We start from the raw sequence: 25,722 nt of genomic DNA on the forward strand, positions 1-25,722 counted from the left end.
CAGACGCGGCGATAGAGCGCGGAAAGTCCTGACAAACCGACAACACGTTATACTACTTCAGCGTGTAGCCGAGTGTGGCTGAATTCACTGTCGTGTCAATAAAGGCGGAGGGGACATTGCCGCGTGGCCGCGGCTGGCTCTCAGGATTCGGCGACGCGTTTGACGTCGCTCGAAACCAGGGTCAGTTTGCCGAGCGGCACGCCCGCATTCAAGAGTCCGGCGCGGTAATGGGCGAGGTCCTCGGGCCGCTTCCAGTGGAAATTGCGCAAATGGCGGTCGACATTGAGAGTCGGGTAGTTAGCCATGAGCACGCGGGTCGCCTCGACCGCCTCGTCGCCGCGTCCCAATTGCGCCAGCGCCGCGGCGCGGATTGCCAGCGCCTGCAAATGGTTCGGGTTGATGTAGAGCTGTTCTCGAGCCCATGACAGAGTCGCGTCATATTGGCCCAGCAGATAATGGCTGAAGGCGTTCAGTGCGGCCCATTGGTAGCGCGGATCGCTGTTGTCGCGCTGTGCGGCCATCGAGAACAGCTCGATCGCCTCGCGGTGCTCGCCGATGACGAAATGGCAGATGCCGAGCACGCCGCGCGCGCCGTTGTCGTAGGGGTTGAGCGCGACGGCGCGCTTGGCGGCGTCCATCGCGGCCTCGTAATGCCCCTCCAGCGCGTGGGTCCAGGACAGGATCGAGAACGCAAATGACGAGCGCGGATCGAGCCGAACGCTGGTTTCGGCAAGCTTCATCGCCTCGGCCCACATCTCGCGCGTGCCCTTGACCCAGCCGAACTGGATGCTCTGGATCTGGATCGTGGCGAGATAGGCGTGCGCAATCGACAGCTTGGGCTCGAGCCTGATGGCCTCCCGGAACAGGTCGACGGCGATGGCCAGGTCTTCCTTGGTTTGCCGATAATAGTGCGACAGTCCTTTGAGGAAGCGGTCCCAGGCGGTGACGTCGGTCGAGAGCCGCGCCGGCGCCGAGGCTTCGGCCCGGACGATCTCGGTGGCGATGGCGGCGGACAGGTTGGTGGTGATCTCGTCCTGCATCGCGAAGAGATCGCCGATGTCGCGGTCGTAGCGGCCAGTCCAGAGCTGCTCGCCGGTCTCCGGCGCGATCAGCTCTGCGGTCACGCGGATCTTGGCTCCGGCACGCCGCACCGAACCCTGGATCAGATAGGTGGCGTCGATCTCCCGCGCGATCAGGCGGGTGCTGGCGTTGTTGCCCTTGAACACGAACGTCGAGTTGCGGCTCAGCACGCGATAGAAGGATTGCAGCGACAGCGCGTGGATCAGATCCTCGGTCAGGCCGTCGGAGAAATACTCGTCCTGTGCGTCGCTGAGATTGGCGAAAGGGAGCACGCCGACGATCGCGGTGCGATACTGCTGCGAGAGGGCGGATGCCTCCCTCAGCGCGGGCGCAAGCGCCGGTGCACCTTCAGGCGTCCAGGTCCAGACCCCGATCGGATCCTTGATGTTCTTGAAGCGGTGGTTGCCGGCATCGACCAGCGGCACGGTGAGATGCTTGCTGGCCTCCTTGTAGGCCTTGGCCGAGATGGCGAAGCCGCCGGGGCTCGCCACGGCTTCGAGGCGGACGGCAATGTTGACATCGTCACCGAAGACCTCGTCCTCGTCGGCGATGACGTCACCCATATGGATCCCGAGGCGGAACTGCATGGCGCGATCGGCGGGCAGATGGTGATTGCGCTCCGCCATCAGGGTCTGCATCGCGATCGCGGCCTCGGTGGCGCCGACGATCGAGGGGAATTCCAGCAGGAAGCCGTCGCCGGTGTTTTTGACGACGCGGCCGCCGTGATTGAGGATGATGGGATGGATCGCGCTGCGATGGGCCTTGAAGGCGGCATGGGTGCCGGCCTCATCGGTGCCCATCATGCGCGAATAGCCGGCGACATCGGCGCAGACAATGGCGGCCAGACGTCTTTCCATATTCCGGAGCTCCAAGAGACTTGCAAGAGACTTGGAAGAGATCGAGGACCGGCCACGGCGTGGCAGTCGCCTCGAATCCCGCATTCAAAGAACCCGTTCCTTATAGAGCAGATGAGGCCGAGCGAAAGTATGATCCGCATTGCAAATTCGAGGTAAATCCTCGGCAATCCGGCAGTGGACGGGGACGAGCGAACGCACTAAGCCGACCTCTTGGGCTACGGTTGGGCGGCGGAGGCACGTCACACATGCTGGGCATTCACGAAATCTGGCTCTTCGTCCTGTCGGGCGTGCTGCTCAACATCACGCCGGGGCCTGATACGGTCTATGTGATCGGCCGCAGCATGCAGCTGGGCTGGCGAGGTGGCGCCGCGGCCGCGCTGGGCATCAGTTGCGGCTGCTTTTTCCATGTCGCGGGCGCGGCAATCGGCCTTTCGGCCCTGCTGATGGCCTCATCGACCGCGTTCTCGATCCTGAAGCTGGTCGGAGCGGCCTATCTCGTCGTGACCGGGCTTCAGATGCTGTGGTCGCGCCCGGTACTGGCCTCGGCCATCGACGCGCCTGTGCAAAGCTCGTTGCGGCGGGTCTTCCTCCAGGGCGTCTTCACGAACGCGCTCAATCCCAAGGTCGCGCTGTTCTTCCTGGCCTTCCTGCCGCAATTCGTCGCAGCCGACTCGGCGCACAAGCCGCTCGCCTTCCTGACGCTTGGCCTGATCTTCATCTGCACGGGAACGCTGTGGTGCCTGGTGCTGGCGGCGTTCGCGGCAAGGGCCGCCCACCGCTTGCGGAGCTCCGAAGGCGCGGTCGCCTGGGTCAACCGTGCCCTCGGCGGCCTCTTCATCTATCTCGGCATCCGCGTCGCCATGCTGGAGACGCGGTAACGTCCTTTACGCGAATTCCTTCAGCAGCGCGCTGCCGGCGAGATAGAGGCCGAGCAGGATCATCGCGATCAGGAACCAGCGGCGAAAAGCTTCCGCCGGCATCCGCGCCCGCACCGTTTGGCCGATATACATGCCGGCAAACGCGCATGCCATGCCCACGGCGCCCGGCACCGCGTTGGCCGGCGTCAGCAATCCGCCCGCGGTGAGATTGAAGGCGAGCGCCAGTGTCGCTGTCGTGAAAAACACGCCGAGCGCCTGCACCAGCTCGTCCTTCTCCATGCCGATCGCCTGCATGAACGGCATCGAGGGGATCACCTGCACGCCGGTCGAGGCCGAGATCACGCCGGTGACCACGCCGACCACGCCGCCGACCCATTTCTCGTTCTTTGGCGCAACATGAAACTGGAATTTGTTCAGCCCGATGATCGCGTAGATGACCAGGAGCACGCCGAGCACGATCGTGCCGTAGCGCGCATGCGGGCCGGTGAGCGCGCCGGCATTGAGCCAGCACCCGATCACGGTGCCGATCATCAGCGGCCACAGCCGCCTCAGGATATCGCGCAAATGGGGGCCGACGAAGGTCTGCCAGATGTTGGTGACGATGGCGGGGACGATCACGATGGCGATCGCGCGGCTCGGCGCCATGCTCACCGCGAGCAGGCCCATGGAGACCGTCGGCAGGCCGAGCCCGACCACGCCCTTGACGAATCCGGCGATCAGGAAAACGGCGGCGATGAGAATGAGGAGCGGGTCGATCATATCTGCACATTGACCGATGCAGCGCGCCGGCACAATCTGTAGCTTACGGAGAAAGCCTTCGTTTCGAACGAAGGCTGAAGGGACCCCCGATGCGCTTCGACCTCGTCGACCTCCAGCTGTTCATCGCGGTCGCCGACCAGCGCAGCATCACCCGCGGCGCGGAGCGGTCGCATCTGGCGCTGGCCTCAGCCAGCGCGCGCATCAAGGGGCTGGAGGATGCGCTCGGCGTCGCGCTGCTCAAGCGCGGGCGCCGCGGCGTTGAGTTGACCTCGGCCGGCGAGAGCCTGCTCGATCACGCCCGTCTCGTCATTCACCAGATCGACGACATGCGCGGCGATCTCGCCGGCTTTGCCAGCGGCGTGCGCGCCAGCGTGCACTTCCTCGCCAATACCTCGGGGCTTTCGGAGCATCTGCCGAAGGCGCTCGCCGGCTTCCTGCGCGAGCATCGCGACGTTGCCATCGACATCGAGGAGCGCGAGAGCACCGACATCGCGGCCGCGATCACTGCGGGCGCGGCCGATCTCGGCTTCGCCGCCGAGCACGCGCTGCCCGATCATATCGAGCGATTCGCCTTCAGCGAGGATCGCCTGACGCTGGTGACGTCTAGGCGCGGCCCGTTCGCCGGCCGCCGCGCGATCGATTTCCAGGAGGCGGGCGCTTGCGACTTCGTCGGGCTCACCAGCGCCACCGCGCTTCAGGTGCATATTTCAAAGCACGCCGCCCGGCTCGGCATGCGGCCGCATTACCGCGCACGCTTGCGCGACTTCGATGCGATCTGCCAGATGGTCGCCGCCGATGTCGGCGTCGCGCTGGTGCCCGAAGCCGCGGCCCGCCGCTGCGCAAAACTGATGCCGCTCGCCATGGTCCGCCTGCGCGATAGCTGGGCCAACCGCAAACTCGTGATCTGCGCGCGAAGCTTCAAGACACTACCGCGCCCGGCGAAGATGCTGGTGGAGCATTTGCGGTCTGCGGCGGTGTGAGTTCTGGGATTTCCCCTCCCTTTAGAAGAGGTTAAGACGCAGCTACTTCGCCGTCTCCACGCCAGCGTCCTTGATCACCTTCGCCCATTTCTTCGTCTCGTCCGCGATGAATGTGCGAAAATGCTCCGGCTCATCGCCGACCAGCGTCGCGCCCTGGGCAGCGAGCTTTTCCTTCACCGCCGGATCCGCCATCGCCTTCGTGGCCAGATCATGTAGCGCGGTGACGATCTCCTTCGGCGTGCCCTTCGGCGCGACCATGCCGTACCAGTTCTCGATGCGCAGATCCGCAAAGCCCGCTTCTGTGGTGGTCGGCACGTCAGGCGCCGTCGGCGAACGCTCGGCGGAGCCGACCGCGATCGGTCGCAGGGCGCCCGCCTTGACCTGCGGCAGCAGCACGGGGAGGTCCAGGAACGTCATCTGCACCTGCTGGCCCAGCAGATCGTTCACGGCGGGCGCCGCGCCGCGATAGGGCACGTGCACGATGTCGATCTTGGCCGTCAGCTTGAACAATTCACCGGCGAGATGCGGCAGGCTGCCGGGTCCGGAGGAGGCGAAGTTGAGTTTTCCCGGCTGCGCCTTGGCGAGCGCGATCAATTCCGCGATGTCCTTTGTGGGGACGTTGGTGGCGACCACCAACATTTCCGGCACGGTTGCGACCAACGTCACGGGCGTGAGGTCGTTGAGCGTATCGTAGGCGACCCTTTCCATGCTCGGGCTGATCGCCAGCGCGCCGGCGCTGGAGATCGCGATGGTGTAGCCGTCAGGTGCAGCCTTGGAGACGGCATCGGTGCCGAGCACGCCACCCTGGCCGCCGCGATTGTCGATCAGCACCGGCTGCCCTGACAGTTCCGACATGCGCTGGCCGATCACCCGCGCGATGATATCGTTGGGGCCGCCGGCCGGAAACGGCACGATCAGCTTGATCGGCTTGGCCGGGAAATTCTGGGCGGAGGCGAGCGTCGGAAAAAGAAGCAAGGCCGCGAGAAGGAGCGTACGCCGGTTGGTCATGCAGGCTCCTAGATCGCCTAGCCGTTGAGCAGTTTCAGTGCTTCTTCGTGAACCCTGGCGTCGCCGGCCGCGACGATGCGGCCGCCGCCCTGGGCCGGCTTGCCTTCCCAGGTGGTGACGACGCCGCCGGCACCGGTCACGATCGGGATCAGGGCTGCGATGTCGTAAGGCTTCAGCTCGGTCTCGACCACGAGATCGACGTGACCTGCCGCCAGCATGCAATAGGAGTAGCAGTCGCCGCCATAGCGCGACAGCCGCGCGCCCGTTTCGATGCGGCCGAAGATGGCGCGGTCGCGCTCGCTCATCAGCAGCGGGCTGGTGGTGTAGGTCGTCGCCTCCGACAGCAAGGCGCAGCGCCGGACCTGGAGCCGGCGCTCGCCGGACGGGCCTTTATAATGAGCCGAGCCGCTGTCGCCGGAAAAGCGTTCGCCGATGAAGGGCTGGTGCATCATGCCGTAGACCGGCGTGCCCTTGTGCAGGAGCGCGATCAGCGTGCCCCAGATCGGAAAGCCGCCGATGAAGGATTTGGTGCCGTCGATGGGGTCGAGCACCCAGACATAGTCCGAATCCTCGCGCTCGTTGCCGAATTCCTCGCCGACGATGCCGTGCTGGGGAAAGTTGGCCTTGATCAGACGCCGCATCACCGCCTCCGCGGCGCGATCGGCCTCGGTCACGGGGTCGAAATCCTTGGTCTTGCTCTTGTCCTCGATCGACAGCGAGGTGCGGAAGAACGGTAGGATGGTTTCGCCGGAGGCGGTGGCGAGCCGTCCGATGAAGGCGGAGAAATCGATCACCGTCACGGCGTATCCTCAAAAAGCGAAAGTCGGGTGAAGCTCACTCCTGCCTAGCTCAAATCGGAAGAATCGTGCAGCGCTGTCTTGCTTTTGCACCCTGGTATTTTGGATGCCGGATGCGTCCCCCCTTCAAAGAACTAGGCCGGCCAAAAATCGATCATTGAGTTGAAACCTTAGTTCCGGATCTGCCTCGTTCGTATGCAAATGACTATCAACCCATTGAATTTCCTTATCAAAGGAACTGAATCCGGGTTTCTCTAGAAGCAACCGAGCTATGTCCTCATTGCATGGGAAACCGCTCGAAAGCCCTTGCACTTTGTGCGGCGCGGCCGCATATTGTTGCGGTGCGGTAGCGCTTCTCGCGTTACTGCTGCCCTCCTTGGGCGTTTCCTCCCTAGACTTGGGCCGCTTCTTCATTAGAAGCGGCCCTTTTTTCTTTCAGCCTCTGCTTTCTCTCGGCATCGGCTTTCATTTCGATGCTCGCCGCGAAACGCATTCGCGCTGATCGCACCCAACACAATTGTTCGAAGAAAACGTCGCGCCTATTCAGCCGCGGCCTGGAACGGGCCGAGATCGCCGAACGGGACCGTGGTCGCCAGCACGTCTGCGAGCACGCCGAAGTCCGACGCCACTTGTGCAAAGCGCGGACTGCGCTCGCGCCGCCGCTCGTCCATGTAGATTGCGCGGTTGAGCTCGAGCTGCACGGCATGCAGGCCACTGGCCGGGTTACCGTAATGCTCGGTGATGAAGCCGCCGGCGTAGGGCTTGTTGCGGCCGATCGAATAGCCGAGGCCGGCCATGGTCTCCTCGACCCGGTCGGGCAATAGCGGCGTGCAGCTCGTGCCGTAGCGGTCGCCGATGACGATGTCGGGCCGGCGCGGCTCGTCGCGGGAGACGCCGACCGAGGGCATCGAATGGCAGTCGACCAGCACGACGGTGCCGAACATCTGGTGCACCTTGTTGATCAGCCGGCGCAGCGCGCGATGATAGGGCTTGTACAGCGTCTCGATCCGCCCCAGTGCGTCGTCGACCAGGATGCGCTCGCGATAGATCTCCTGGCCGTCGCCGACCACGCGCGGAATGGTGCCAAGTCCGCCGGCGACCCGCATTGAGCGGGTGTTGGCAAAGCTCGGCAGGCGCCCGGTGAACATCCGGGGATCGAGCTCGTAGGGCTCGCGATTGACGTCGACATAGGAGCGGGGAAAGTTGACCCGCACGGTCGGAAAGCCGCGCTCGCTGAGATGGCCGATCAACTCGTCCATGAAGGAATCTTCGGAACGCCGCAGCGTCGGCAGGTCGATCCTGGAGGCGCTGAGGAATTCGTCCGGATAGGTCGAGCCGGAATGGGGCGAGTTGAAGATAACCGGCGCGCGCCATTGCGCGGGCTCAACGATCTCGAAGGCTGGCGACTTGTCGCCGTCAAACCGGGTCATCTTCTCAGGCTTCGTCCCTTGGTGTCAGGCTTCGCCCCTTGGCAATCAGGCTCCGCCTCTCGGTATCAGGCTTCGCCCTTGGCGCATTGATTCGGCCGATCGGGCGGCCCTTATGTGTCGTCATTGTCCGGAATCGCAACCATCCTGCCAAGCGAAAAGATGCGATCTGCGCTGGAACATGTCTTAACCCTGCGGGCAGCGGGTGGGGACCGGCAGGTACGGCTCGATTGCTTCGTGCCGTATTCCGGTTCACAAGAGTCCGGCAGCGCGAGCTGCGGAGGGTAAAGATTTTCACCCCAAATTTACCCTCCGTCGGGCTTAGTGACCTCCGCTGATATCCTCTGGGGATTCGACATTTCCGCCATGCCAAAGATCCTGCTCGCCGAAGACGACAACGACATGCGCCGTTTCCTGGTCAAGGCGCTGGAAAACGCCGGTTTTCAGGTCTCGTCCCACGATAACGGCATGGCCGCCTATCAGCGGCTGCGGGAAGAGCCGTTCGAGATGCTGCTCACCGACATCGTGATGCCGGAGATGGACGGCATCGAACTCGCCCGCCGGGCCTCGGAACTCGACCCCGACATCAAGATCATGTTCATCACGGGCTTCGCCGCGGTCGCCCTGAACTCCGATTCGGATGCCCCCAAGAACGCCAAGGTGCTGTCCAAGCCCGTGCATTTGCGCGAATTGGTCAGCGAAGTGAACAAGATGCTGGCGGCCTAAATCGGCCCCCTTCCGTCCTTGCACCGGCTCCCGTGAGCCGTTATAGGGACCCGACCCGATCTAGAGACATCTAGGGCGCGTAGCTCAGCGGGAGAGCACTACCTTGACATGGTAGGGGTCACAGGTTCGATCCCTGTCGCGCCCACCATCCTTCGCTCGCGATAGCCGAGTGAAGGATGCCACGCCGAAGCCCAACGGGCGCAGGCGGGCTGCCGCCGCGAGCTTCGGCTCGGAAGCCACCAATCTCATTTTGGCGAAGCGTGTCCGGCGTAGCTCGAAGAGCGGACACGGACTGGAGCGGCAGCCTCCTGCGCCGACACACAGCCACTAAATCCCCTATTTCAGTTCCGTATTCGCGACCGGAAGGATTGAGGCGACGTGCCAGCCGTCCGCATCCTGAACGTAGGTCTGGCTGATCAGAAACGTATTTTGTTGTGGCGGCTTGCCCGGAAGGCCGCGCGTAAAGACGATCGGCACGAGGATCTGCATGATCTCGTTCGAGATCACGGCGACGCGGAATTTCGACATGTCGGGTTCGAGGTGCCAGGTGCCCTCGTAATAGGTCTTGAAGCGTTCGGCGACCTCATCGCGACCGCGCGTCTCGATGTTTCTGGCAAACAACAGCGTTCCGGGTGAATTCAGGAGCATGGCCTTCATGGCGTCCGCATCATGCGCATTCTGCGCCGCGATGAATTTCTCGAAGATGGTTCCTGCTTCGGCATCATTTGCGGCAGCCTGCGCGCCTCCGGCCGGCCAGAACGTTGCGGCGAGAAACAGCGCTGCGGCAAACGCCGCAACTTGAGGGCGCCGTGAAAACACTCGTGGCGTGAAATTGCCTGAAGGCATTTTGGGTCGGATCATGGTCACCTCTGGTCATTTGCCGGCGGAATTTGAATGGTGAGCGTCATACCATTGTGGCCAGGTCGATGTTTTCAGGATTGCACGATCGGCGATGACCCCGACATCACGGAAACGTAGACTTCCGGATGCCACGGGACCAGGCAAGCAAACCCTCGCCGCGAGCAGCGAGTTGAGTTATCGTCTTGTGGTGTGAAGTAACCCGGATGAAGGTTGCCCATGAGCGTGTCCGTCATCGAGCAGGCAAAGATCCAGGCGCAGGTGCTGGTGCCCCTGGTTAAGGCGTTGCAGGCCGAACTCGGCGAGGCGCGCGCCAATGCATTGGTGCGCAAGGCGCTTGGCGACCTCTATCGCGGCTTCGGCGAGGAATTCTGGAAGGCAAAGAACAGCACGAACAACGAAGCCGATCTCGGCAAGGCCGTCGCGTCGGCGTTCAAGACCTATGCCCGAGACGACGCGCTCGCCTATGACATCATCGAGCAGACCCAGGACGCCTTTGCGTTCGACGTGACGCGATGCGCCTATGCCGAGTTCTACAAGGCGCTGGGCGAGCCGGAGCTCGGTTTCCTGCTGGTCTGCACCGCCGACTTCGCGACCGCTGATGGATTTGGCGCCGACGTCAGGCTCACGCGCACGCAAACCATCATGCAAGGCGCGTCCCATTGCGATTTCCGCTACTGGCGCGACGAGCGCGGATCAAAATGAAGGGAATGCGGGTGATGCGGGCGAGCTATGTTGCCCTGATGGTGCTGGCGCTGATGTCGTCGCGCGCCGCTGCTGCGGTCATCGACTGGCAGGCCGAACTGCAGCGCTGCCGCGCATTGCGCGAAAGCGTGGCGCCGCTGCTTCAGGCCGGCGAGGGCATCTCGGCCGTCGGCCGCTCCAACAGATCCATCCGCCGCTGCATCTGGATCCAGCGCATCGCGGTGCGCAGGAAGATTCCCGGCGCGGAGGTTTGGTAGCGTAGCTAGTCATGCAGCGCTGCTGTCTCACACTCCGTCATTGCGAGCGCAACGAAGCAATCCAGACTGTTTCCGCGGAGGGATTCTGGATTGCTTGGCCGCGCTCGCAATGACGATGTGGAAGCAGCAACGTGTTCAGCTCATCGCCTTCACGATGGAGATTCCGATACCGAGCTCCTCGTGGAACTTACGCACCAGCGCGGCCTGCCAGCTCTCGCCGAACTCGATCCTCGCCGCCGATCGCGACGACGCGGATGTGCGAATGAAGGCGCCATGTGGTCATGAGGGATCGTTATCGTGCACCACCTCGGTGCAATGCGCAGCTTGATCCGCGACTCCCCGCCTGCCATTGTCCGCCCACCCACGCCAGCGAGAAATGAAGGCAGGTTATCGAGATGAGCAGCGTGAACAAACCAGGCGGCAACTACTTGCCCGTCATCATCCATAGTGGAATTGCGTATGTCAGTGGTCAGTTGCCGCGTCGCGGCGAAGAGCTGCTGTACTCAGGCAAGGTCGGCGCAGGTGTCGATGTCGCCGCCGCACAGGGGGCGGCAGCCCTCTGCGCAGATCTCTGCATTTCGGCCATCAATCACGCAACAGGTGGAGAGGACAAGATCGTCCACGTCTTGCAGCTCGTTGGATACATCGCCTCGGCCCCTGGATTCACTCAGCAATCGCAAGTCATGAACGGCGCTTCCGACCGGTTGATCGAGCGCCTAGGCGATCGCGGTCGTCACACGCGTACATCTGTCGGCGTCGCCGAGTTGCCGCGGGGTGCACCGGTCGAGCTGAGTATGATTGCCGCTGTTCGGTCGTAGGAAGGCATGCCGTTCGCTGATCGTCAGCTTCGACGTTCGCACTTCGATACGTCGCGACGACACGCGGTCTATTCGACCAGATACTTCTTCACCGCAGCCTCGTCCCACGCGATCCCGTTGCCGGGCTCCTCGTTCGGCAGGGCAAAGCCGTCCTTGATGATCAGCCGCGTTGAAAGCACTGCGTCGGCCCAGTCGACATATTCGAGCCAATGCGCGGTCGGCGTCACGCACAAAAGATGCGCGCTGACTTCCGAGAACAGATGCGTCGACATCTCGATCCCGGCGGCATGCGCCAGCGCGGCGGCGCGCAGCCAGCCGGTGACGCCGCCGATGCGCTGCACGTCGGGCATCACGTAGTCGCAGGCTTCCGCTGAGAGCGCGGTCTGCATCGCGAAGGCGCTGTCGAAATTCTCGCCGATCTGGACCGGCGTGCGCAGCGCATCCGCGATGCGGGCGTTACCCTCATAATCGTCGTGACGGATCGGCTCCTCGATCCAGGTCAGGCCCTCATCGTCGAGCATCTCGCCACGGCGGATCGCCTCGGTGGCCGTCAGCGCCTGGTTATAGTCGCACATCAAGGTCACGTCGTCGCCGACGGCCTTGCGCACCGCGCGCACCACCTTCAGGTCTTCCCGTGCATCGGGACGGCCGACGCGGATCTTTGCGGCCTGAAAGCCCTCGGCCAGCAGCTTGTGGGCTTCCTCCACCGCGGCACCCGCCGGCATGATGCCGAGCCCCTTCGAATTGTAGGCCCTGACCGGTCTCGGCGCGCCGCCGAGCAGCCGCGCTAGCGGCAGGCCGCGTGCGCGCGCCAGTGCGTCCCATGCCGCCATGTCGATGCCGGATTGTGCCAGCCGCTGCAGGCCGGCGAGCCCCAGCAGGGTGAAGCGCTGGGTCAGCTTGCGCTCGATCTCGAACGGTAGCAGCTCGTCGCCCGCAAGCAGCTCCGACATTTCCGCGACCATCGCCGTCAACGGCTTCAAGGCCGATGGCGTGATCGAGAACAGATAGGCGTGCCCCTGGACGCCCTGGTCGGTCTCGCAGTCGATCAGCACCAGCGGTGCCTTTGCGACAGCCCCGGTCGAGGTCTGGAGCGGGAGGTTCATCGGCACGATGACGGAGCGCGCATTGAAGCGCTTGATGCAGATGGTCTCGGTCATTTGGTGGATCTCCTGGCGGAGTGAATGCAGATTAATGCCGATCTTAAACATTCGCCATGAAACGAAAAGCCGCTTGGCGCGACCACCATAAAATGGGGTTGCGCGGGAGCGCGTTTATTGGCTCTGTTCCGCAAATCCCCCGAGTTCGAGACAAGAACGCTCATCACGGAGCCAAAGAGTGAAGCAAGAGATCTCCGAAGAACAGCGCAAGAGCGGCATCCTGACCGGTGCCGCGATCGCCTTCCTGCTGCTCGCCCTGCCGCTCGCGGTGTGGCTGGACCTGACCGAACTCAGCAAGACCGCGCTGCGCCGGCAGGCGATCGACCTGAATTCGGTGATCACGAGCGTGCGCAGCTACTACGCGACCAACGTGGTCGGGCGCATCATCGCCAATCCGAACGGTACGACCAGGGTGATTCACAACTACGAATCCATCCCCGGCGCGATCCCGATCCCGGCGACATTGTCGCTGGAGCTAGGGCGGGTGATCGGGGCGCAGCAGGAAAACATCACCTACCGTTTCGTCTCGGACTTCCCGTTCCAGAACCGCGCCCCGCACCAGCTCGACAAGTTCGAGAAGGCCGCGCTCGAATCGCTTCGCAACGATCCCGAGCAGAAGATCGTCGAGACCGAGACCTCGCTGTTCAACGACAAGGTCCGGCTGATCGCTCCGGTGACGATGGGCCCGGCCTGCGTCAGCTGCCACAACAGTCACCCCGAGAGCCCGAAGAAGGACTGGAAGGTCGGTGACGTCAGAGGCATCCAGGAGGTGATCATCGCCCAGCCGATCGCCGCCAACATCTTCTCGTTCAAGTTCCTGTTGGCCTATTTCCTGATCGCCGCCGGCAGCGGCCTGTCGTTCCTCTCGCTGCAGCGCCGCCAGGCGAGCCGCATCAAGGGCATGAACAAGGAGCTCGAATCCACCAACGACTTCCTGGCTTCGCTATCGATGAAAATCTCGCGCTACATCCCGCCGCAGGTCTACAAGAGCATCTTCTCCGGCCAGAAGGACGTTACCATCCACACCGAGCGCAAGAAGCTCACCATCTTCTTCTCCGACATCCAGAATTTCACCGCGACGGCGGAGCGGCTGCAGCCGGAGTTGCTGACCCAGCTCCTCAACGAATATTTCACCGAGATGTCGGCGGTCGCCCACGAATTTGGCGGCACCATCGACAAGTTCATCGGGGATGCCATGCTGATCTTCTTCGGCGACCCCGAGACCAAAGGCGACCGCGCCGACGCGCAGGCCTGTCTCCAGATGGCCTGGCGCATGCAGCACCGGCTCACCGAGCTCAATGCGAAATGGCGCGCCTCCGGCATCGAGCTGCCGTTCAAGGCCCGCATGGGCATCAATTCCGGCTATTGCAATGTCGGCAATTTCGGCAGCAGCGATCGCATGGACTACACCATCATCGGCGCGGAGGCGAACCTCGCCGCGCGCCTGCAATCGATCGCCGAGCCCGGCGGCATCGTGCTGAGCTACGAGACCTTCGCGCTGGTCAGCGACATCGTCCGCGCCCACGCGCTGCCCGCGATCACGATGAAGGGCATCAGCCGCGAAATCATTCCCTATTCGGTCGACGCGCTGAACGACGCGGCCGCCGAAAGGAGCGGGATCATCACCGAGCGAGCGCCGGGGCTGGAGCTGTATCTCGACCCCGCCGTGGTCAAATCCGGCGACGCGGCGCGGGTGCGCTCGCTGCTGGAGAATGCGCTGGCCTCTCTGAACCCGGCGTGAGGAGCACGCGCGTTGCCGTCTCTCATTGAGAGAGTGTGCCGTGTGGCACCCCCTCCCTAGCCCTCCCCCACAAGGAGGGAGGGAAACACATCTTTAACGTGGCGACTTTGTCCAACTTCGCGGAAAGTCGATCATGGTGCGACGCTGCTCCGTTCTCCGCTCGGCTCCCTCCCCCTTGTGGGGGAGGGCGGGGGAGAGGGGTAGCCCAGCAATAGGTGGGCCCGAGTCAACTCACCGCGCCGCGCCTTCCGTGAAGGCGGTTTCGATCACGTCGCCGAAGGGTTGCCAGGAGCGGCCGTCGAACTGGACCAGCCGCATCTGCCGGATCGGCAGGTAGCTGTTCGGCGAGGTGTTCATCCTGATGTTGGGCAGGGCGACCGAAGGCTGATAATTCCTCAGCGAAGCCGCCTGACGCATGATGTTCTCGCGCGAGAGGTCGTCGCCGCATTGCTTCAGCACCTGCGTCAGCGCCTCTGCCGCGGCGTAGCCATAGAGCGCGGCGCTGCTGTTGGTGCTTTCGTCGTGATGGTATTTGTCCATGAAAGTGAACCAGTCCTTCATGGCGGGATCGTCCTTCCATGCGGGATCGCTCGGGTCCTTCAGAAAGGCCGCCGAGATCACGCCGGAGGAATTCTCCAGGCCTGCGGGCGCCATCGCATTGGCGCTCGAGGCGGAGGCGTCGTTGACGATGAAGACCGGGCGCCATTTCATTGCCGCCGCCAGCTTGATCACCTTGGACGCCGTCGACGGTACACCGAGAAAGACGAAGATATCGGCGCCGGCGCGCTTGAGGATCGAGACGTGTCCGTCGAGATGCTCATCGGCAATGTCGAAGGCGATGTCGACGAGGACGAGACGGTTCAGATCGCCAAGACCTTCCTCCATGCCCTTGAGAAGCGCACGCCCGAACTGGTCGTTCTGCCAGAGCACCACGATCTTCTTCCTGGGATAATAGGCCTGGAGATAGTTGGCGTAGATGCGCCCCTCCGACCGGAACGACGGCTGCCAGCCCATGGTCCAGGGAAACGCCTTGGCCTGGCTCAGCTCCTCGTCGCCGGAGGCGACGAACAGTTGTGGGATCTTCTTCGCGTTCAGATACCAGCGCGTGGCGAGATTACCGGGCGTGCCGAACGATCCGAACATCAAATGCACGTCGTCCGTCTCGACCAGATTGCGCGTCAGCTCCAGCGCGGTCGTCGGATCGGAATTGTCATCGCGCGTGATGAAGCGGATCTTGCGGCCGTTGATGCCGCCGCGCGCGTTGACCATGTCGAAATAGGCCGCTTCCGCCTGGCCGATGGCGCCGAATTCGGACAGCGGTCCCGAATACGGCATGACATTGCCGATACGGATTTCGTTGTCGGCGGTGGGTTGAGCGGCGCGCTCCTGCGACATCGCCCCGAGCGATGCCAGGGCAACCATCAACACGAACAGCATCCTGCCGGAGACGCGCATGCCCGATACCTTGACGTTGGCCCCTCATCGAGGTCGGCTCAATCCGCACCAAGGCTGCTTGATCTAGGTCAAGCGTTTGTCAAAGCTGTGGCGCGGTGCGCAGCTGGAGGGCCGGACGAAACGGCAGGCGTGCTGACGCGCCGAGTGTGGCGCGCCGCTAGGGCAGCCCGCGGACATTGGACTCCATCTCGACCCGGCGGTCGTGAAATCGGGCGATATAGCGCGGGTGCGCTCGCTGTTCCGCACTCGTCCGATGAAAAATGAACCGATCTGTGAAAGATCATGTTTGGGATAGCGGGCCGTAATTTGGATGGTGGTCAATATTGACCGGTGGCGGCAGAGCTCTCGGTTCCATGATGGTCCATCACCGCCCGCATCGGCGCCCATCGGTGACTGAGAGTATCGCGCTCCCGCCGGATTCAGGCGAGCCTCATGGCCATTCAGCGACCACCTTGTCCTACATGCCGGATAACAACGACGCTGGCGCGCATCACGCCAAGCTCCGCCGGTTCTGAGATTTGGACCTTCGAATGTCCCGCTTGCGATTTCGTCGACCAGATCGCGGTCGTGCTGGTCGACCCAATGAGATCGTCTGATACCTTGGCTTGGTTTCAGGGCGAATTGCGGGCGCCTACATAGGGCGCGCGCTACCTGGAACGAACGAGCGCCGAAGGCCTGGACGTAGGCATTGGTCGAGAAGAACCGGTTGCAGCGCTCGGCTTGGCAACGACGGTGACGTTCAGCGAGCTTGGTGCTGCGCTTCATCAGCAGAGGTAGTCACCCGAAAATCCGCATCATTAATGCTTTGCCGATCGGGGCGGCGTGGATGCCGGTGAATGCGCTGACGTAGTCACCGGAATAGAAAGCGCGAATGAGAGCGATGCGGGTGTTGAGGGTTTCATCAAACCGGATTGCAAAGCCATTCCCCGTGCGTCGCACGACCAGGGCCGCGACGTTTCTCTCCTGGAGGGTGCAGCGAACCGCGGTCCCGACAGGTGGTGGATTGTCGCTCACGAAGCGAGCGCCCGTGATCGACATGTCTGCCAAACGGTAGATGCACTGCCGGGAACCGATATTGAAAAGGACAGGCTCATCTCGCTCGAACCGCTCGGCCTTCCGTCGCCGCGGCTGCTCGATGGACACCAGGCAGACGATCAACAGAATGATGGCGTTGTACAAACTCCAGGCGAGCGCCAGACCGCCATAGGCGATCATGTCACCTTGCACATGAAGCACGAAGGCATAGACGATACCCGCGAGCGTAATCGCCAATGCGGTGCCGTATACCCTGAGCAGTGGCCATTCGACGAAGCGTTGGTCGCGATCCCCGCCCTTCGCCGTGACCTTGAATGTGTGTCCCTGCGTCTGGAGCAGTCCCGCCGCCACGGCCTTGAGAACCGCCGGCAGTGCAATGTATTGAGCGACATCCGACATCACCGCCATGGAGCGTCCGCGGGAAATCCAGGCCATGGTGAGCGAATACCAGACATAAAACGGCAGGAAATATCCGAGGAGTTCGAAAAGATCGGCCTGGACCGCTTTGATGCCGAAGAGAAGATAAAGGCTTGGAACGACGAGACCGAAGACCTTGACGACATAGGTCGAGGTCCAACTCATGAATGCTTCGATGAGAGAAAGCCTGTCGACAACGTCCAGCTGCGATCTTCGGGAAAAGGGACCACTGCGCCCCCGAAAGATTTGCATGAAGCCAAGACACCATCGGCTGCGCTGAGTGATGTACTCCTTGAGTCCCTCCGGGGCCAGCCCCAAGGTCAGACGCTCGTTCAGGTACACCGTGCGTGATCCAATTTCCGTCAGCCGCAGCGTCAGCAAGTAGTCCTCCGTCACGGAATCGGTCGGAAAGCCGCCGATCTTCACGAGGGACGAGAATCGGATGACCGACGACGTGCCGCAACAAAACGCCACGCCCCAAGCGTCCTTCGATGGCATCAGGATATCGAAGAAAAAGCGCTGCTCGTCCGGCCAGACCTTGGTCGCGGCCAAATTGGTTTGGATCGGATCCGCATTGATGAAATGCTGAGGTGTCTGTACCACGCCTACGCCCTGGTCGCGGAACAGGCACGTCGCGCGGCTGAGAAATTCGGGCATAGGCACGAAATCGGCGTCGAGAATCGAAATGAAATCTGGGGGATCGGCGAGCTCCGCCACATGCCTCAGGGCGTGATTGATGTTGCCGGCCTTGGCGTCCTTGTTGTCCGGGCGCGCCAGATACCGGCAGCTGAGTTGGCCGGCAAGCTTTTCGAGCCAGTCACGCCGTCCGTCGTCCAGAACCCAGACGCGGTAGTTGGGATAGTTCATTCCCGTGGCGCCGATGATTGTGCGCTCCAGAATCGACGTTTCCTCGTTGTAGGTGCAAATGAATACGTCGATCAGCGGAGCTTGCCGTCCGGCAAGCCACCGCCTGTTGACTTCGACTTGCGGCGTTCGATTGGTCGAGCGGCTGAGAAACACCAGTGTCAGTGCACCCGCCGCAAGCGATACAGCCTCGACGAAGAGGAACACGGATCCCACGGCGAAGTCGGCGGTCCAGCCGACGGGCGGCACCGTGGCTGTCATGCGCCATCCAAAATAGCGGATCATGAGCAGCAATGCGATTGAGATCATCAGCGAGCGCGCCGTGGAGTTCTCGTGCCGCAACCAGGGAAGGACGGCAACGCAGAACCCGAGCGCAATAAGGCCCGGTGTCAGCGCGGCGATCATGGCTTTCTCGCAGTGTCTGGCGAGAAGATGACGCGTCCGGTTCGCCCGACTGGACAATCGTTGGAGCCATCGTTGAGGTCGGGGACCGAAATCGTCGCACGATACGGTTCCTTGCTCAGCGCATCGGGATTAATGGCGAGGTTCGCTGCGACCCCTGCGGAGCCGGTGAGATTGACGACGGTGCCAGTCAATTCGGGGCCGCCGGCGCTCGGCCGGAAATGTGCGAGAGATCCCAGTTGCAGCCCGTTATACACGCTCTCAGTGACGTTCGCCGTCACTACGGCGCCGGAACAATCGAGTAGACGAATGAGCGGTTGTCCGGCCCGGACGTCCTCTCCAGGTGCCGTCATGACCTCCCATATTCGGCCGGCGACGGGGAACTTGATGTCCGCCTCGGAGCGGCCGATGTAACGAGATCGCTCTGATTCTATCTCGCCGACGAGCCACGAGATTTGCGCATCGGCGTGCGCTACGTCCGCGGTGAGGCCTTCAGCCCGCTGCCGCATTTCCTCCTCACGCTGCACCGAGCTCGGACGATCGTTGTAGCTGTCGCCGAGGAAAGTGCCCTCGCGCGCGGCGGTGAGCTCGACCTGGGTTGCATCCAGACGGCGTCGCGCGCCGATTTCGGTCTGCTGAGCAATGGTTTGATCCCGCGTCAGGCGCCCAAGCTCGACAGACGAAACGCTGCCCGATTTGATGAGCGATGATGCTCGTTCCACCGCGGCTGCCGCCTCTTCACGACGCGCTGCGGCCGCTTCGATTGATGTTTGGATTTCTGCGATGCGCGCCTCGAGCTGACGAATGCGCCCCGCTGTGAACAGGGCCGCCTGACGCGCCAGATCCTTCTGCCCCGCCTGGGCTGAAGCTATCTTCGAAACGAGGCTCGGCCTTTCGTTTTCGAGGCGAGACATCTGACTGCGCAGGTCATCGAGCCGCACGCGGTCGCCGCGCGGATTGACGACACGGAGGATGAAAGTGCCCTCACCGACGGTGCCTAAATCGCCTGACAGACTGGCCCCGGCTGAAATCTTCCCGTCAATCGGCGACCTCAACGTCACGAGCCTCGAATTGACGACGGCTTCGACGCTTGACGTCTGGAAAAGCGCTCTGAGCGGCAGCCAGCCGAATACTGCGACGATGGCGATGCCCGCCGCGGCCTTCACAAATCGGAGAAGCGTCCGGCTCGGCTTGGATTGCGCTACATCCGCGGCGGCATCGCCGCCGGTTGCGGGGGCATCGGCATTGCCGGGACTGAGACGCGCATCCAACGCGCGTTGCAAACCGTGCGCGTCATGGTTTCCGTCCACCGCGAGAGGTTTTGCGATATCTGGACCGCCGCCGCCTTCGAATGTCGAATCGAAACGCGTTTTGTTTTGCATCATACACCTGAGAGTCAACGCGCAACCTCCGCGCGAGATACGGCCGGCCGAATCCAAATGCGATGTTGGTGTTGCAAAGGCTAACTGAAACATGAGAATTGTCTGCGATAGCGGATCGCCAAGAGTCGCATTGGGCCGATAGAGGCACGGGTCCGTGCTACCGTTCAGCCGATGTGTTGACGAGGTGCAGCTTGGTCGCGGGCGAAGCCCGCGGCATTGCTTTCTCAAACTCCGCGAGAATGCTGGCGCCGAGCTCTGAGGCGGGGATCGGCCGGCCGAAGAAGAAGCCCTGGACCTGATCACCGTTGGCCGCGTCAAGGAAAGCTGCCTGGTTGGCGGTCTCGACGCCTTCGACCGTCACCCGCATGCGCAGTTCCCGTCCGAGCGCGATGATCGCTTTTACTACTGTCCCGACCTGACAATGAGGGCCGTCGAGGCTCTGCATGAAGGCTCGATCGATCTTGATCTTGTCGAACGGAAAGCGCCACAGATAGCTGAGGCTCGAATAGCCAGCCCCGAAATCGTCCATCACGATGGCAACGCCCATCGTCTTGAGCGTCCGGAGCTGAGCCATGATCGTTTCGGTGTTGCCGAGCAGCAGGCTTTCGGTGATCTCCAGTTCGAGCCGGTGCGCCGCGAGTCCGGCGTCTTTTAGTGCGGCGGCGACGATGTCACCGATGTTGCCCGCCACGAACTGCACGGGTGACAGGTTCACTGCAACGGTCAGGTGCGCCGGCCAGGTCGCGGCCGTGCGGCATGCCTCCCGCAACACCCACGCCCCGATCTTGTCGATAAGCCGCAAGTCCTCGGCGACCGGAATGAAGGTCAATGGCGGAATGAGGGTTCCGTCCGCCGCGGGCATCCGGATCAGCGCTTCGAAGCCGGCAAGGCGGCGCTGGGATATTTCGAAGAGCGGCTGGTAATGCAATTCGAAGCGATCATTCAGTACCGCGTCGCGAATCGCCCTCTCGAGCTCGATGCGCGCTTGTAGCTCAGTGTCCATTTCAGGCAGGAAAAACCGGATGCAGTTGCGGCCGGCTGCCTTGGCCGCGTAGAGCGCGAGGTCGGCACTCTTGAGCAACCGCTCGGCGGTGGTGTCTTCCCCCGTCGCCAGCGCCACGCCGATGCTAGCGGTGGTGAGGATCTCGTGCTGCTTGAATTTCACGGTCGCATTTACCGCGGCGGCGAGATGGCTCGCAAACGACTCGGCCTGAGCTTTGCCGGCGATCCCGCTCTGCACGACCACGAATTCGTCGCCGCCGAGCCGCGCCACCACGTCGTCGATCCTGGCCGCGGCGCGAAGACGCTTGGCGATGGACTTGAGCAGAAAATCGCCACCGTCGTGACCAAGCGAATCGTTGACCTCCTTGAAACGGTCGATGTCGATGAAGTGTACGGCAAGGCTGCCGCCCCGCATCGGCAGGCGAGCGATGGCGCTCTCCAGTTTTTCGATCAGCTGCGGGCGATTGGTCAGCCCGGTCAACGCGTCATGATGGGCGAGAAACCGGATGCGCCGGTCAGCGTGCTTCACCTTTGTTTCCCGATACCAGGCAATTGCGGGAATGGAGAAGGCGAGACCTGACAGCAGGCAAAGGAACACGGCCGCGGTCAGGAACGTATTGTGGACATTCTTGCGTTGCTCGGTTTCATCCACGTAGGCCGCAACGACAGCGGTGAGGCGACCGTCGGTCTGGACCGGGACATAGGCGCGGGCGAAGAATGCCGGTCGGTCGGGCGAATTTCCCTCCCTGACGTCGACGATCGGGAGACCGTCAACCGCTGATCGCGCCGCATCGGGGCTATATTCAGACAAGTCGACGAGCGCGATCTTTTCGCGGGTCGAAACGAACTGGGAGTAGCCATTACGGTTGAATATTTCGTAGTGAAAGACCTCGCCGGAATTTCGCGCCGACAGGAAGAACGCCATGCTCGCGGCGGAAGGCTGCTCGCCGCCGGCGATCTGCTCGAGATCGGTGACACTGGCCGCCAGGAACCTCGCCCAGCTACGAGCGGTCGACGTCGCATCTTGACGGAGAAGATGATCGGTCGTGATCTTCAGGGTCGTCCCGGCGCCCAGCAACAGAATGGCAAGCGCGGCGACGATGGTGACGATGTTTCGCTGAGGCCAGATACTGGCGAGTGACGGCATCAGTGCTACCGGGTCGATCGCATTTTCGTGAGCTCGGCCCGAACCGTTTTTAGCAGTTCGGCATTGCGCTCACTTTTCGAAGCCCAATCGTCGGCAACGGCCGCGAACACGGCATTGGCCGCATCGAGGTCCGACGGCGTGGGTATGGTCACCTGGCGTTTGGGATCGGACTTCAGCTCCCCCATAATGCTGTTTTCAACGGCTTCGTAGGTATCCATGAAACGTCCGGCAGACCACGCACCGCTGTATTTGAGGATGGTCGCCTGTGCAGGTTTCGGCAGCCGGTTGAATATTTTCCGGTTCATCAAAACCATCAGCGGTGCGCCGCTGATGCCAAGAAGGTAATGATAGGTCGCAACGCGTTTGATGCCGTAATCGACCAATGGAGATGGTGGTACCAGGGCGCCATCGATGCTGCCGCTGCCGATGGCTTCGGAGATCTTGGTGACCGGCAGAAATACGGGCCGCGCTCCGAGCTTTTCGAGCGCTGCGGCTTCGCCCGGATTGTTGACGCGAATTCTCTTGTCCTTCAGATCATTCAGCGACGTGATCGGAATGTTGCTGTGGATCGTCTCGGGCTCGGTGACATAGGCGCCGATCACCACGTAGTCGTCGTATCCTTGCAGCGCGCCGGCGGCCATAAGCCGGTTGAACACCGCAACGGACTCCCGCATGTTCGTAAACAGGCCGGGCATCTCGATGATTGCATTGTCTGCGAACCGGTTGCGAGTCAGTCCCGTCACGACGTAGGCGATGTCGGCCGTACCATCGAGCACGAGCTGGGGTTGCTCAGCCGGATCCTTTCCAAGCACGCCGCTGAAATAGGTCTCGATTTCGATCTGGCCTCTTGCCTCGGCGTTGACCGCGTCGACGAATGGCTTGACCGCAGCGAGATAACTCGTCGAGCGGTCGGAACTGGGGAAGGCCAATTTGAGCTTGACCGGTTCGGCGGCGGAGGCCGAGATCAACGCAAAAGAGATCACCGCGCATCGTGCAAGCAAAGTAAGCATCGGTTTTCCGATCGTGGCGGCGGCGCGTCGAAACGCCGATTTGCTTGGTCCCTAACGAACCCCCACAGATAGAAATGCTTCAGAGAGCTCTCCTAGATAGCACGCGGCGATCCGGGCGGCGACCAGATCGCGAATCGTAGTTTGAAGCGTGCTAACGCCGGCGAGACAATTGTCTGAGAGCGCGCGGCCGCGAGAGGGGCAACCCAGCTAAAGGTGGACGTTATCAGCGCGCTGCCGGCAACACGCCGCTACGGCAGACCGCGCGCCTCGAGCTGATGCACCAGCAGCAGCGTCGGCTCGGCGAGGCTGTCGCCGGAGCCGTCGAGGCCGAAGGCGCTCGCGATGCCGTCGCGGCTGCGCAGCAGCGCGCTACGCGGGCAATGGCCGGCGCCGCAGAGCGTCTTCTTCAGGGTTTCGCCCTGCGCCGTGATGCCGGCGGAATCATCCGCGGCCCAGGCCAGCACGATCGGGACGTCGACATTGAGGATGCCGGGGAAGACCGAGCGCTTGTTGTACTGGCTGGCGTCGCTGCCGAGATAGGCCTTCTCGCTGTCGCTGGCGTCCTTGCCGGCGCGGTAGATCCCGGACACCAGCACGACCGCCGCGACATCGGCGCGGTCGGTCTGGAGTTCGGGATGGGCCAGCAGGGTGGCGACGTGGAAGGCGCCGGCGCCGTAGCCGACCGCAACGATCTCGCGGGCATCGCCGTTGAATAGGTCGATATTGCCGTGGACCCAGGACAGCGCCGCCGCCACGTCGCTCGCACCCGCCGGCCACGTCGCCGAGGGCGCCAGCCGGTAGTTGACGCGCACGCCGATCATGTCGTTGCGCGCGGCAAAGCACATGGCCTGGTCCTGGATCTGGCGCGACAGCTCCGGCGCGGCGCGGTCGCCAGTGAAAGTGTCGCCGGTCACGAACAGCAGCACCGGCCGCGGCGTATCCGCCTTGGTCGTGGCGGTGGCGACATCGAGCACATTGGCTTCGCTCTCGCCGTAGCGCAGGCCGCGCGAGAAGGTGACCTGCTCGCATAGCCGCGCGGTGCCGCCTGCGGTGGTGTCGCTATCTGTGAGGCCGACCTGGACAAGATCGGACGGCGCAGCCGGCCGCGGCGGCAAGGGGCCGTGCGCGGAGGCTGCCGTCAGGCCCAGAATCAGAAAAAATGCGAGAAAATTCTTCATGTCGGTGGTGGCCCTGCGTGCCCGATATGGGCTCGCGCGTTTGGCCCGTCTTTTCAATTCGCCTTATTAGTTAGTTGGTCATGAGGCGATTTCGCGGCACCCATGGTTCTCTCGGCTCGTCCTCCACGCGTGGTTCAATTCCCCGGCTGGAACGTGCAATCCGCCCCGCTGCCGTCCTTCCGGCGGATGGCATTGGGGTCGATCGTGCAGCTCAGCTTGGTCAGGCTCTCGAAATTCGATCCCGCGGCACCGTCGGCCGGAATGCCGGCCAGAGCTTCGGTGGCGAAGATCTCGTTGGCCGTGGAGCCATTCACCGTCCGGGTCTTCTTGCCGAAGGTGACCTCGCAGTTCCGGACGGTGATGTCGACATTGCCGGCGCGACAGACGATTCGATCGGCGGTCACCATGATCGGCTTCGTGTAGGGAATGTCGCTGTTGGCGGCGAACAGCATCGCCATTGCCTTCTTCTCGGCGCCAGACAGGACCGACGACAGCGGCGCGATCACCCCCGCGAGCGCCAGCGCCGTCGCGCCCGAGACTTTTGCGGGCGTCGCGTCGGAGGCTCCCGCGACGCCGGAGGCGGCTGCGAGGACGAGGGTGCAGGCGAAGATCAATCGACCGGCTTTCATCTTCCCTCCCTGGACCTGCAATCGCGGCTTCCCTCCGGGAAGCGCGCGGAACCAGATTAGCATGTAAATCCGAATTGGAAGGCAAGTTCGCCTCGCCTCGCGCCTTCGCGCGCTACGGCTGTTTTGCTCCGAGGTGTCAAACGGTTACGCCGCGGGGCCGAGCCCCGCGCCAAGACGGCCGTTCTACTGTGCATGGGGTTGTTTTCGCGTTTTTTTGTTTGGCCGACCTGTCAGGCCTGCTTCATCGTCCGGAAGGTGATGGAATAGCGGCGCGCCTCGACCGGCGGGATGCTGTGCTCCCATTGCGACCGCGCCTCGCCGTCCATCATGTAAAGCGAGCGCGGCCGGGCTTCGAGCGTGTGGCGCTCCCATTTGTCGCCGCTACGGCGGCGGAAACGGAATTTGCAGGACGAGCCCAGCGACATGCCGAGGATTTTGTCGAAATGCGGCTTGTCGCGATGCCAGCCGATGCCGACGCCGGCCTCGTATTCGGTGCAGAGCACCTGCCGCACGCTGCCGTCGGCAAGCCCAGCCCATGCCTCGACCTGCCGCGCGACGGGCAGGACCCAGTCCGGGATCGGCTCGACCTCGGCCAGCCGCTGCAGCGAATAGTCATAGCGATAGCCGAAGGACGCCACCCGGCGGTTGCCCTCGAAGGCGCCGAACTGGAAGCGCTGGAGCGGCAATGCTGCGATGCGGCCGATGAGCGCCTGCTCGACGGCGGTCTCGACGAAGTCATCGGCATAGCGAAGGCCGGCGGGCCCTGCGTGCGGATCGGCGAACAAGCCAAGCTGCGTCATTCCTCGCATTTCCGTGATGGAACCTAATGGTGGCTGATGCGACTTACATATGACGCGGAAAGTAACATGCGAGGCCGTCATGGCAGAGAAGCATACCGCCGATCCGGCAGAGATCATGCGGGCGACCGGTCATCCTGAGCTGGAATACGCAGCCGGCTGGACCATCGCCGGTCTGGTCACCATCGGCACCATCGTCGCCGCCTGGGTGTTCGCGATCTAGCCCATTGGAAACTGCAGCTCGAACGCCGCGCCCTGATCGGTCGGCGTGAGCCTGATCGAGCCGCCATGGCTCGCCATCACCGCGCGCGCGATCGCCAGCCCCATCCCGCAGGCGCGGGTTTGCTCACGCC

Annotated in this window: 24 protein-coding genes and 1 tRNA gene; 10 read left to right on the plus strand and 15 right to left on the minus strand. The window is 62.9% G+C overall.

What is annotated here, in order from left to right; genetic code table 11:
• Window positions 1-140: 140 nt before the first annotated feature.
• Window positions 141-1,937 carry an adenylate/guanylate cyclase domain-containing protein gene (locus RX329_RS05170; RefSeq protein ID WP_162496403.1) on the minus strand — a complete coding sequence of 599 codons (1,797 nt, stop codon included), beginning with the start codon at window positions 1,935-1,937 and terminating at the stop codon, window positions 141-143.
• A gap of 245 nt (window positions 1,938-2,182) precedes the next feature.
• On the opposite strand from RX329_RS05170, the gene RX329_RS05175 reads away from it, so the two are divergent.
• On the plus strand, window positions 2,183-2,815 hold the full coding sequence (locus RX329_RS05175; RefSeq protein ID WP_085361290.1) for a LysE family translocator: 633 nt from the start codon (window positions 2,183-2,185) through the stop codon (window positions 2,813-2,815).
• A gap of 6 nt (window positions 2,816-2,821) precedes the next feature.
• Here the strand turns inward: RX329_RS05175 and RX329_RS05180 are convergent, their stop codons facing one another.
• The gene (locus RX329_RS05180) at window positions 2,822-3,574 is read right to left on the minus strand and encodes a sulfite exporter TauE/SafE family protein (RefSeq protein ID WP_018453343.1); all 753 of its coding nucleotides are present in this window, start codon (window positions 3,572-3,574) and stop codon (window positions 2,822-2,824) included.
• Between the two features lie 89 nt (window positions 3,575-3,663).
• On the opposite strand from RX329_RS05180, the gene RX329_RS05185 reads away from it, so the two are divergent.
• Window positions 3,664-4,554, plus strand: coding sequence for a LysR substrate-binding domain-containing protein (locus tag RX329_RS05185; RefSeq protein WP_317245533.1), 891 nt, complete (start codon window positions 3,664-3,666; stop codon window positions 4,552-4,554).
• Window positions 4,555-4,596: 42 nt separating this feature from the next.
• On the opposite strand, the gene RX329_RS05190 is transcribed toward RX329_RS05185, so the two are convergent.
• The 3 genes from RX329_RS05190 to RX329_RS05200 all read right to left on the minus strand — a co-directional run bounded on the left by RX329_RS05190 (window position 4,597) and on the right by RX329_RS05200 (window position 7,789).
• On the minus strand, window positions 4,597-5,562 hold the full coding sequence (locus RX329_RS05190; RefSeq protein WP_085361223.1) for a Bug family tripartite tricarboxylate transporter substrate binding protein: 966 nt from the start codon (window positions 5,560-5,562) through the stop codon (window positions 4,597-4,599).
• A gap of 17 nt (window positions 5,563-5,579) precedes the next feature.
• Window positions 5,580-6,362, minus strand: coding sequence for a histidinol-phosphatase (gene hisN / locus RX329_RS05195; RefSeq protein ID WP_018453346.1), 783 nt, complete (start codon window positions 6,360-6,362; stop codon window positions 5,580-5,582).
• 536 nt (window positions 6,363-6,898) lie between these two features.
• Complete coding sequence (locus RX329_RS05200; RefSeq protein WP_018453348.1) at window positions 6,899-7,789, minus strand: N-formylglutamate amidohydrolase; 891 nt, start codon at window positions 7,787-7,789, stop codon at window positions 6,899-6,901.
• 363 nt (window positions 7,790-8,152) lie between these two features.
• Between RX329_RS05200 and cpdR the strand changes: the two genes are divergently transcribed.
• Both cpdR and RX329_RS05210 read left to right on the plus strand, forming a co-directional pair.
• Window positions 8,153-8,512 (plus strand): cell cycle two-component system response regulator CpdR, encoded by a 360-nt coding sequence (gene cpdR / locus RX329_RS05205; protein WP_007597092.1) that lies wholly within the window; start codon window positions 8,153-8,155, stop codon window positions 8,510-8,512.
• Window positions 8,513-8,585: 73 nt separating this feature from the next.
• Window positions 8,586-8,660 (plus strand) — tRNA-Val (locus tag RX329_RS05210).
• Between the two features lie 188 nt (window positions 8,661-8,848).
• Here RX329_RS05210 and RX329_RS05215 read toward each other — a convergent pair.
• On the minus strand, window positions 8,849-9,373 hold the full coding sequence (locus RX329_RS05215; RefSeq protein ID WP_085361224.1) for a nuclear transport factor 2 family protein: 525 nt from the start codon (window positions 9,371-9,373) through the stop codon (window positions 8,849-8,851).
• 216 nt (window positions 9,374-9,589) lie between these two features.
• On the opposite strand from RX329_RS05215, the gene RX329_RS05220 reads away from it, so the two are divergent.
• The 4 genes from RX329_RS05220 (at window position 9,590) to RX329_RS05235 (ending at window position 11,150) form a co-directional block, all read left to right on the plus strand.
• Window positions 9,590-10,075, plus strand: a complete 486-nt coding sequence (locus RX329_RS05220; RefSeq protein ID WP_018453351.1) for an L-2-amino-thiazoline-4-carboxylic acid hydrolase — start codon at window positions 9,590-9,592, stop codon at window positions 10,073-10,075.
• Window positions 10,072-10,332 (plus strand): hypothetical protein, encoded by a 261-nt coding sequence (locus tag RX329_RS05225; RefSeq protein WP_018453352.1) that lies wholly within the window; start codon window positions 10,072-10,074, stop codon window positions 10,330-10,332. Before RX329_RS05220 ends, RX329_RS05225 begins: the two co-directional genes overlap by 4 nt.
• A 94-nt stretch (window positions 10,333-10,426) precedes the next feature.
• Entirely contained in the window at window positions 10,427-10,660 is a 234-nt protein-coding gene (locus tag RX329_RS05230; protein WP_162496402.1) for a hypothetical protein, read from the plus strand.
• Between the two features lie 67 nt (window positions 10,661-10,727).
• Entirely contained in the window at window positions 10,728-11,150 is a 423-nt protein-coding gene (locus tag RX329_RS05235) for a RidA family protein (protein WP_085361225.1), read from the plus strand.
• Window positions 11,151-11,218: 68 nt separating this feature from the next.
• Here RX329_RS05235 and RX329_RS05240 read toward each other — a convergent pair whose 3' ends face one another.
• Window positions 11,219-12,310: an enolase C-terminal domain-like protein gene (locus RX329_RS05240; RefSeq protein WP_085350815.1), complete on the minus strand. Its 1,092-nt coding sequence runs from the start codon at window positions 12,308-12,310 to the stop codon at window positions 11,219-11,221.
• Window positions 12,311-12,488: 178 nt separating this feature from the next.
• On the opposite strand from RX329_RS05240, the gene RX329_RS05245 reads away from it, so the two are divergent.
• Complete coding sequence (locus tag RX329_RS05245) at window positions 12,489-14,051, plus strand: adenylate/guanylate cyclase domain-containing protein (RefSeq protein ID WP_085350683.1); 1,563 nt, start codon at window positions 12,489-12,491, stop codon at window positions 14,049-14,051.
• A gap of 231 nt (window positions 14,052-14,282) precedes the next feature.
• Here the strand turns inward: RX329_RS05245 and RX329_RS05250 are convergent, their stop codons facing one another.
• The 8 genes from RX329_RS05250 to RX329_RS05285 all read right to left on the minus strand — a co-directional run bounded on the left by RX329_RS05250 (window position 14,283) and on the right by RX329_RS05285 (window position 25,372).
• The gene (locus RX329_RS05250; protein ID WP_317245534.1) at window positions 14,283-15,506 is read right to left on the minus strand and encodes an ABC transporter substrate-binding protein; all 1,224 of its coding nucleotides are present in this window, start codon (window positions 15,504-15,506) and stop codon (window positions 14,283-14,285) included.
• A gap of 777 nt (window positions 15,507-16,283) precedes the next feature.
• Window positions 16,284-18,227 (minus strand): glycosyltransferase, encoded by a 1,944-nt coding sequence (locus tag RX329_RS05255; protein ID WP_085361226.1) that lies wholly within the window; start codon window positions 18,225-18,227, stop codon window positions 16,284-16,286.
• Window positions 18,224-19,606, minus strand: a complete 1,383-nt coding sequence (locus RX329_RS05260; protein WP_143273909.1) for an HlyD family efflux transporter periplasmic adaptor subunit — start codon at window positions 19,604-19,606, stop codon at window positions 18,224-18,226. Before RX329_RS05260 ends, RX329_RS05255 begins: the two co-directional genes overlap by 4 nt.
• A 157-nt stretch (window positions 19,607-19,763) precedes the next feature.
• Window positions 19,764-21,755, minus strand: a complete 1,992-nt coding sequence (locus tag RX329_RS05265) for a putative bifunctional diguanylate cyclase/phosphodiesterase (protein WP_085361227.1) — start codon at window positions 21,753-21,755, stop codon at window positions 19,764-19,766.
• Between the two features lie 5 nt (window positions 21,756-21,760).
• Entirely contained in the window at window positions 21,761-22,723 is a 963-nt protein-coding gene (gene dctP, locus RX329_RS05270; RefSeq protein ID WP_018453361.1) for a TRAP transporter substrate-binding protein DctP, read from the minus strand.
• 290 nt (window positions 22,724-23,013) lie between these two features.
• On the minus strand, window positions 23,014-23,943 hold the full coding sequence (locus tag RX329_RS05275; protein WP_085361229.1) for an alpha/beta hydrolase: 930 nt from the start codon (window positions 23,941-23,943) through the stop codon (window positions 23,014-23,016).
• A gap of 134 nt (window positions 23,944-24,077) precedes the next feature.
• Window positions 24,078-24,572, minus strand: coding sequence for a hypothetical protein (locus RX329_RS05280; RefSeq protein ID WP_085361230.1), 495 nt, complete (start codon window positions 24,570-24,572; stop codon window positions 24,078-24,080).
• A gap of 230 nt (window positions 24,573-24,802) precedes the next feature.
• Complete coding sequence (locus RX329_RS05285; protein ID WP_085361231.1) at window positions 24,803-25,372, minus strand: alpha-ketoglutarate-dependent dioxygenase AlkB; 570 nt, start codon at window positions 25,370-25,372, stop codon at window positions 24,803-24,805.
• 79 nt (window positions 25,373-25,451) lie between these two features.
• On the opposite strand from RX329_RS05285, the gene RX329_RS05290 reads away from it, so the two are divergent.
• Window positions 25,452-25,592, plus strand: a complete 141-nt coding sequence (locus tag RX329_RS05290) for a hypothetical protein (RefSeq protein ID WP_007597071.1) — start codon at window positions 25,452-25,454, stop codon at window positions 25,590-25,592.
• The last annotated feature ends 130 nt before the right edge of the window (window positions 25,593-25,722 follow it).

Source organism: Bradyrhizobium sp. BWC-3-1 (assembly GCF_032917965.1).
In the GTDB taxonomy this organism is placed as follows: Bacteria; Pseudomonadota; Alphaproteobacteria; order Rhizobiales; family Xanthobacteraceae; genus Bradyrhizobium; species Bradyrhizobium canariense_D.

Bases quoted from the DNA above. Each gene is read 5' to 3' on its own strand.
- RX329_RS05170 (WP_162496403.1), bottom strand. From the start codon at position 1,937: ATGGAAAGACGTCTGGCCGCCATTGTCTGCGCCGATGTCGCCGGCTAT.
- RX329_RS05260 (WP_143273909.1), bottom strand. From the start codon at position 19,606: ATGCAAAACAAAACGCGTTTCGATTCGACATTCGAAGGCGGCGGCGGT.
- RX329_RS05180 (WP_018453343.1), bottom strand. From the start codon at position 3,574: ATGATCGACCCGCTCCTCATTCTCATCGCCGCCGTTTTCCTGATCGCC.
- cpdR (WP_007597092.1), top strand. From the start codon at position 8,153: ATGCCAAAGATCCTGCTCGCCGAAGACGACAACGACATGCGCCGTTTC.
- RX329_RS05215 (WP_085361224.1), bottom strand. From the start codon at position 9,373: ATGATCCGACCCAAAATGCCTTCAGGCAATTTCACGCCACGAGTGTTT.
- RX329_RS05250 (WP_317245534.1), bottom strand. From the start codon at position 15,506: ATGCGCGTCTCCGGCAGGATGCTGTTCGTGTTGATGGTTGCCCTGGCA.
- RX329_RS05225 (WP_018453352.1), top strand. From the start codon at position 10,072: ATGAAGGGAATGCGGGTGATGCGGGCGAGCTATGTTGCCCTGATGGTG.
- RX329_RS05240 (WP_085350815.1), bottom strand. From the start codon at position 12,310: ATGACCGAGACCATCTGCATCAAGCGCTTCAATGCGCGCTCCGTCATC.
- RX329_RS05220 (WP_018453351.1), top strand. From the start codon at position 9,590: ATGAGCGTGTCCGTCATCGAGCAGGCAAAGATCCAGGCGCAGGTGCTG.
- RX329_RS05285 (WP_085361231.1), bottom strand. From the start codon at position 25,372: ATGACGCAGCTTGGCTTGTTCGCCGATCCGCACGCAGGGCCCGCCGGC.
- RX329_RS05275 (WP_085361229.1), bottom strand. From the start codon at position 23,943: ATGAAGAATTTTCTCGCATTTTTTCTGATTCTGGGCCTGACGGCAGCC.
- RX329_RS05290 (WP_007597071.1), top strand. From the start codon at position 25,452: ATGGCAGAGAAGCATACCGCCGATCCGGCAGAGATCATGCGGGCGACC.
- RX329_RS05190 (WP_085361223.1), bottom strand. From the start codon at position 5,562: ATGACCAACCGGCGTACGCTCCTTCTCGCGGCCTTGCTTCTTTTTCCG.
- RX329_RS05280 (WP_085361230.1), bottom strand. From the start codon at position 24,572: ATGAAAGCCGGTCGATTGATCTTCGCCTGCACCCTCGTCCTCGCAGCC.
- RX329_RS05185 (WP_317245533.1), top strand. From the start codon at position 3,664: ATGCGCTTCGACCTCGTCGACCTCCAGCTGTTCATCGCGGTCGCCGAC.
- RX329_RS05255 (WP_085361226.1), bottom strand. From the start codon at position 18,227: ATGATCGCCGCGCTGACACCGGGCCTTATTGCGCTCGGGTTCTGCGTT.
- RX329_RS05200 (WP_018453348.1), bottom strand. From the start codon at position 7,789: ATGACCCGGTTTGACGGCGACAAGTCGCCAGCCTTCGAGATCGTTGAG.
- RX329_RS05175 (WP_085361290.1), top strand. From the start codon at position 2,183: ATGCTGGGCATTCACGAAATCTGGCTCTTCGTCCTGTCGGGCGTGCTG.
- RX329_RS05235 (WP_085361225.1), top strand. From the start codon at position 10,728: ATGAGCAGCGTGAACAAACCAGGCGGCAACTACTTGCCCGTCATCATC.
- RX329_RS05265 (WP_085361227.1), bottom strand. From the start codon at position 21,755: ATGCCGTCACTCGCCAGTATCTGGCCTCAGCGAAACATCGTCACCATC.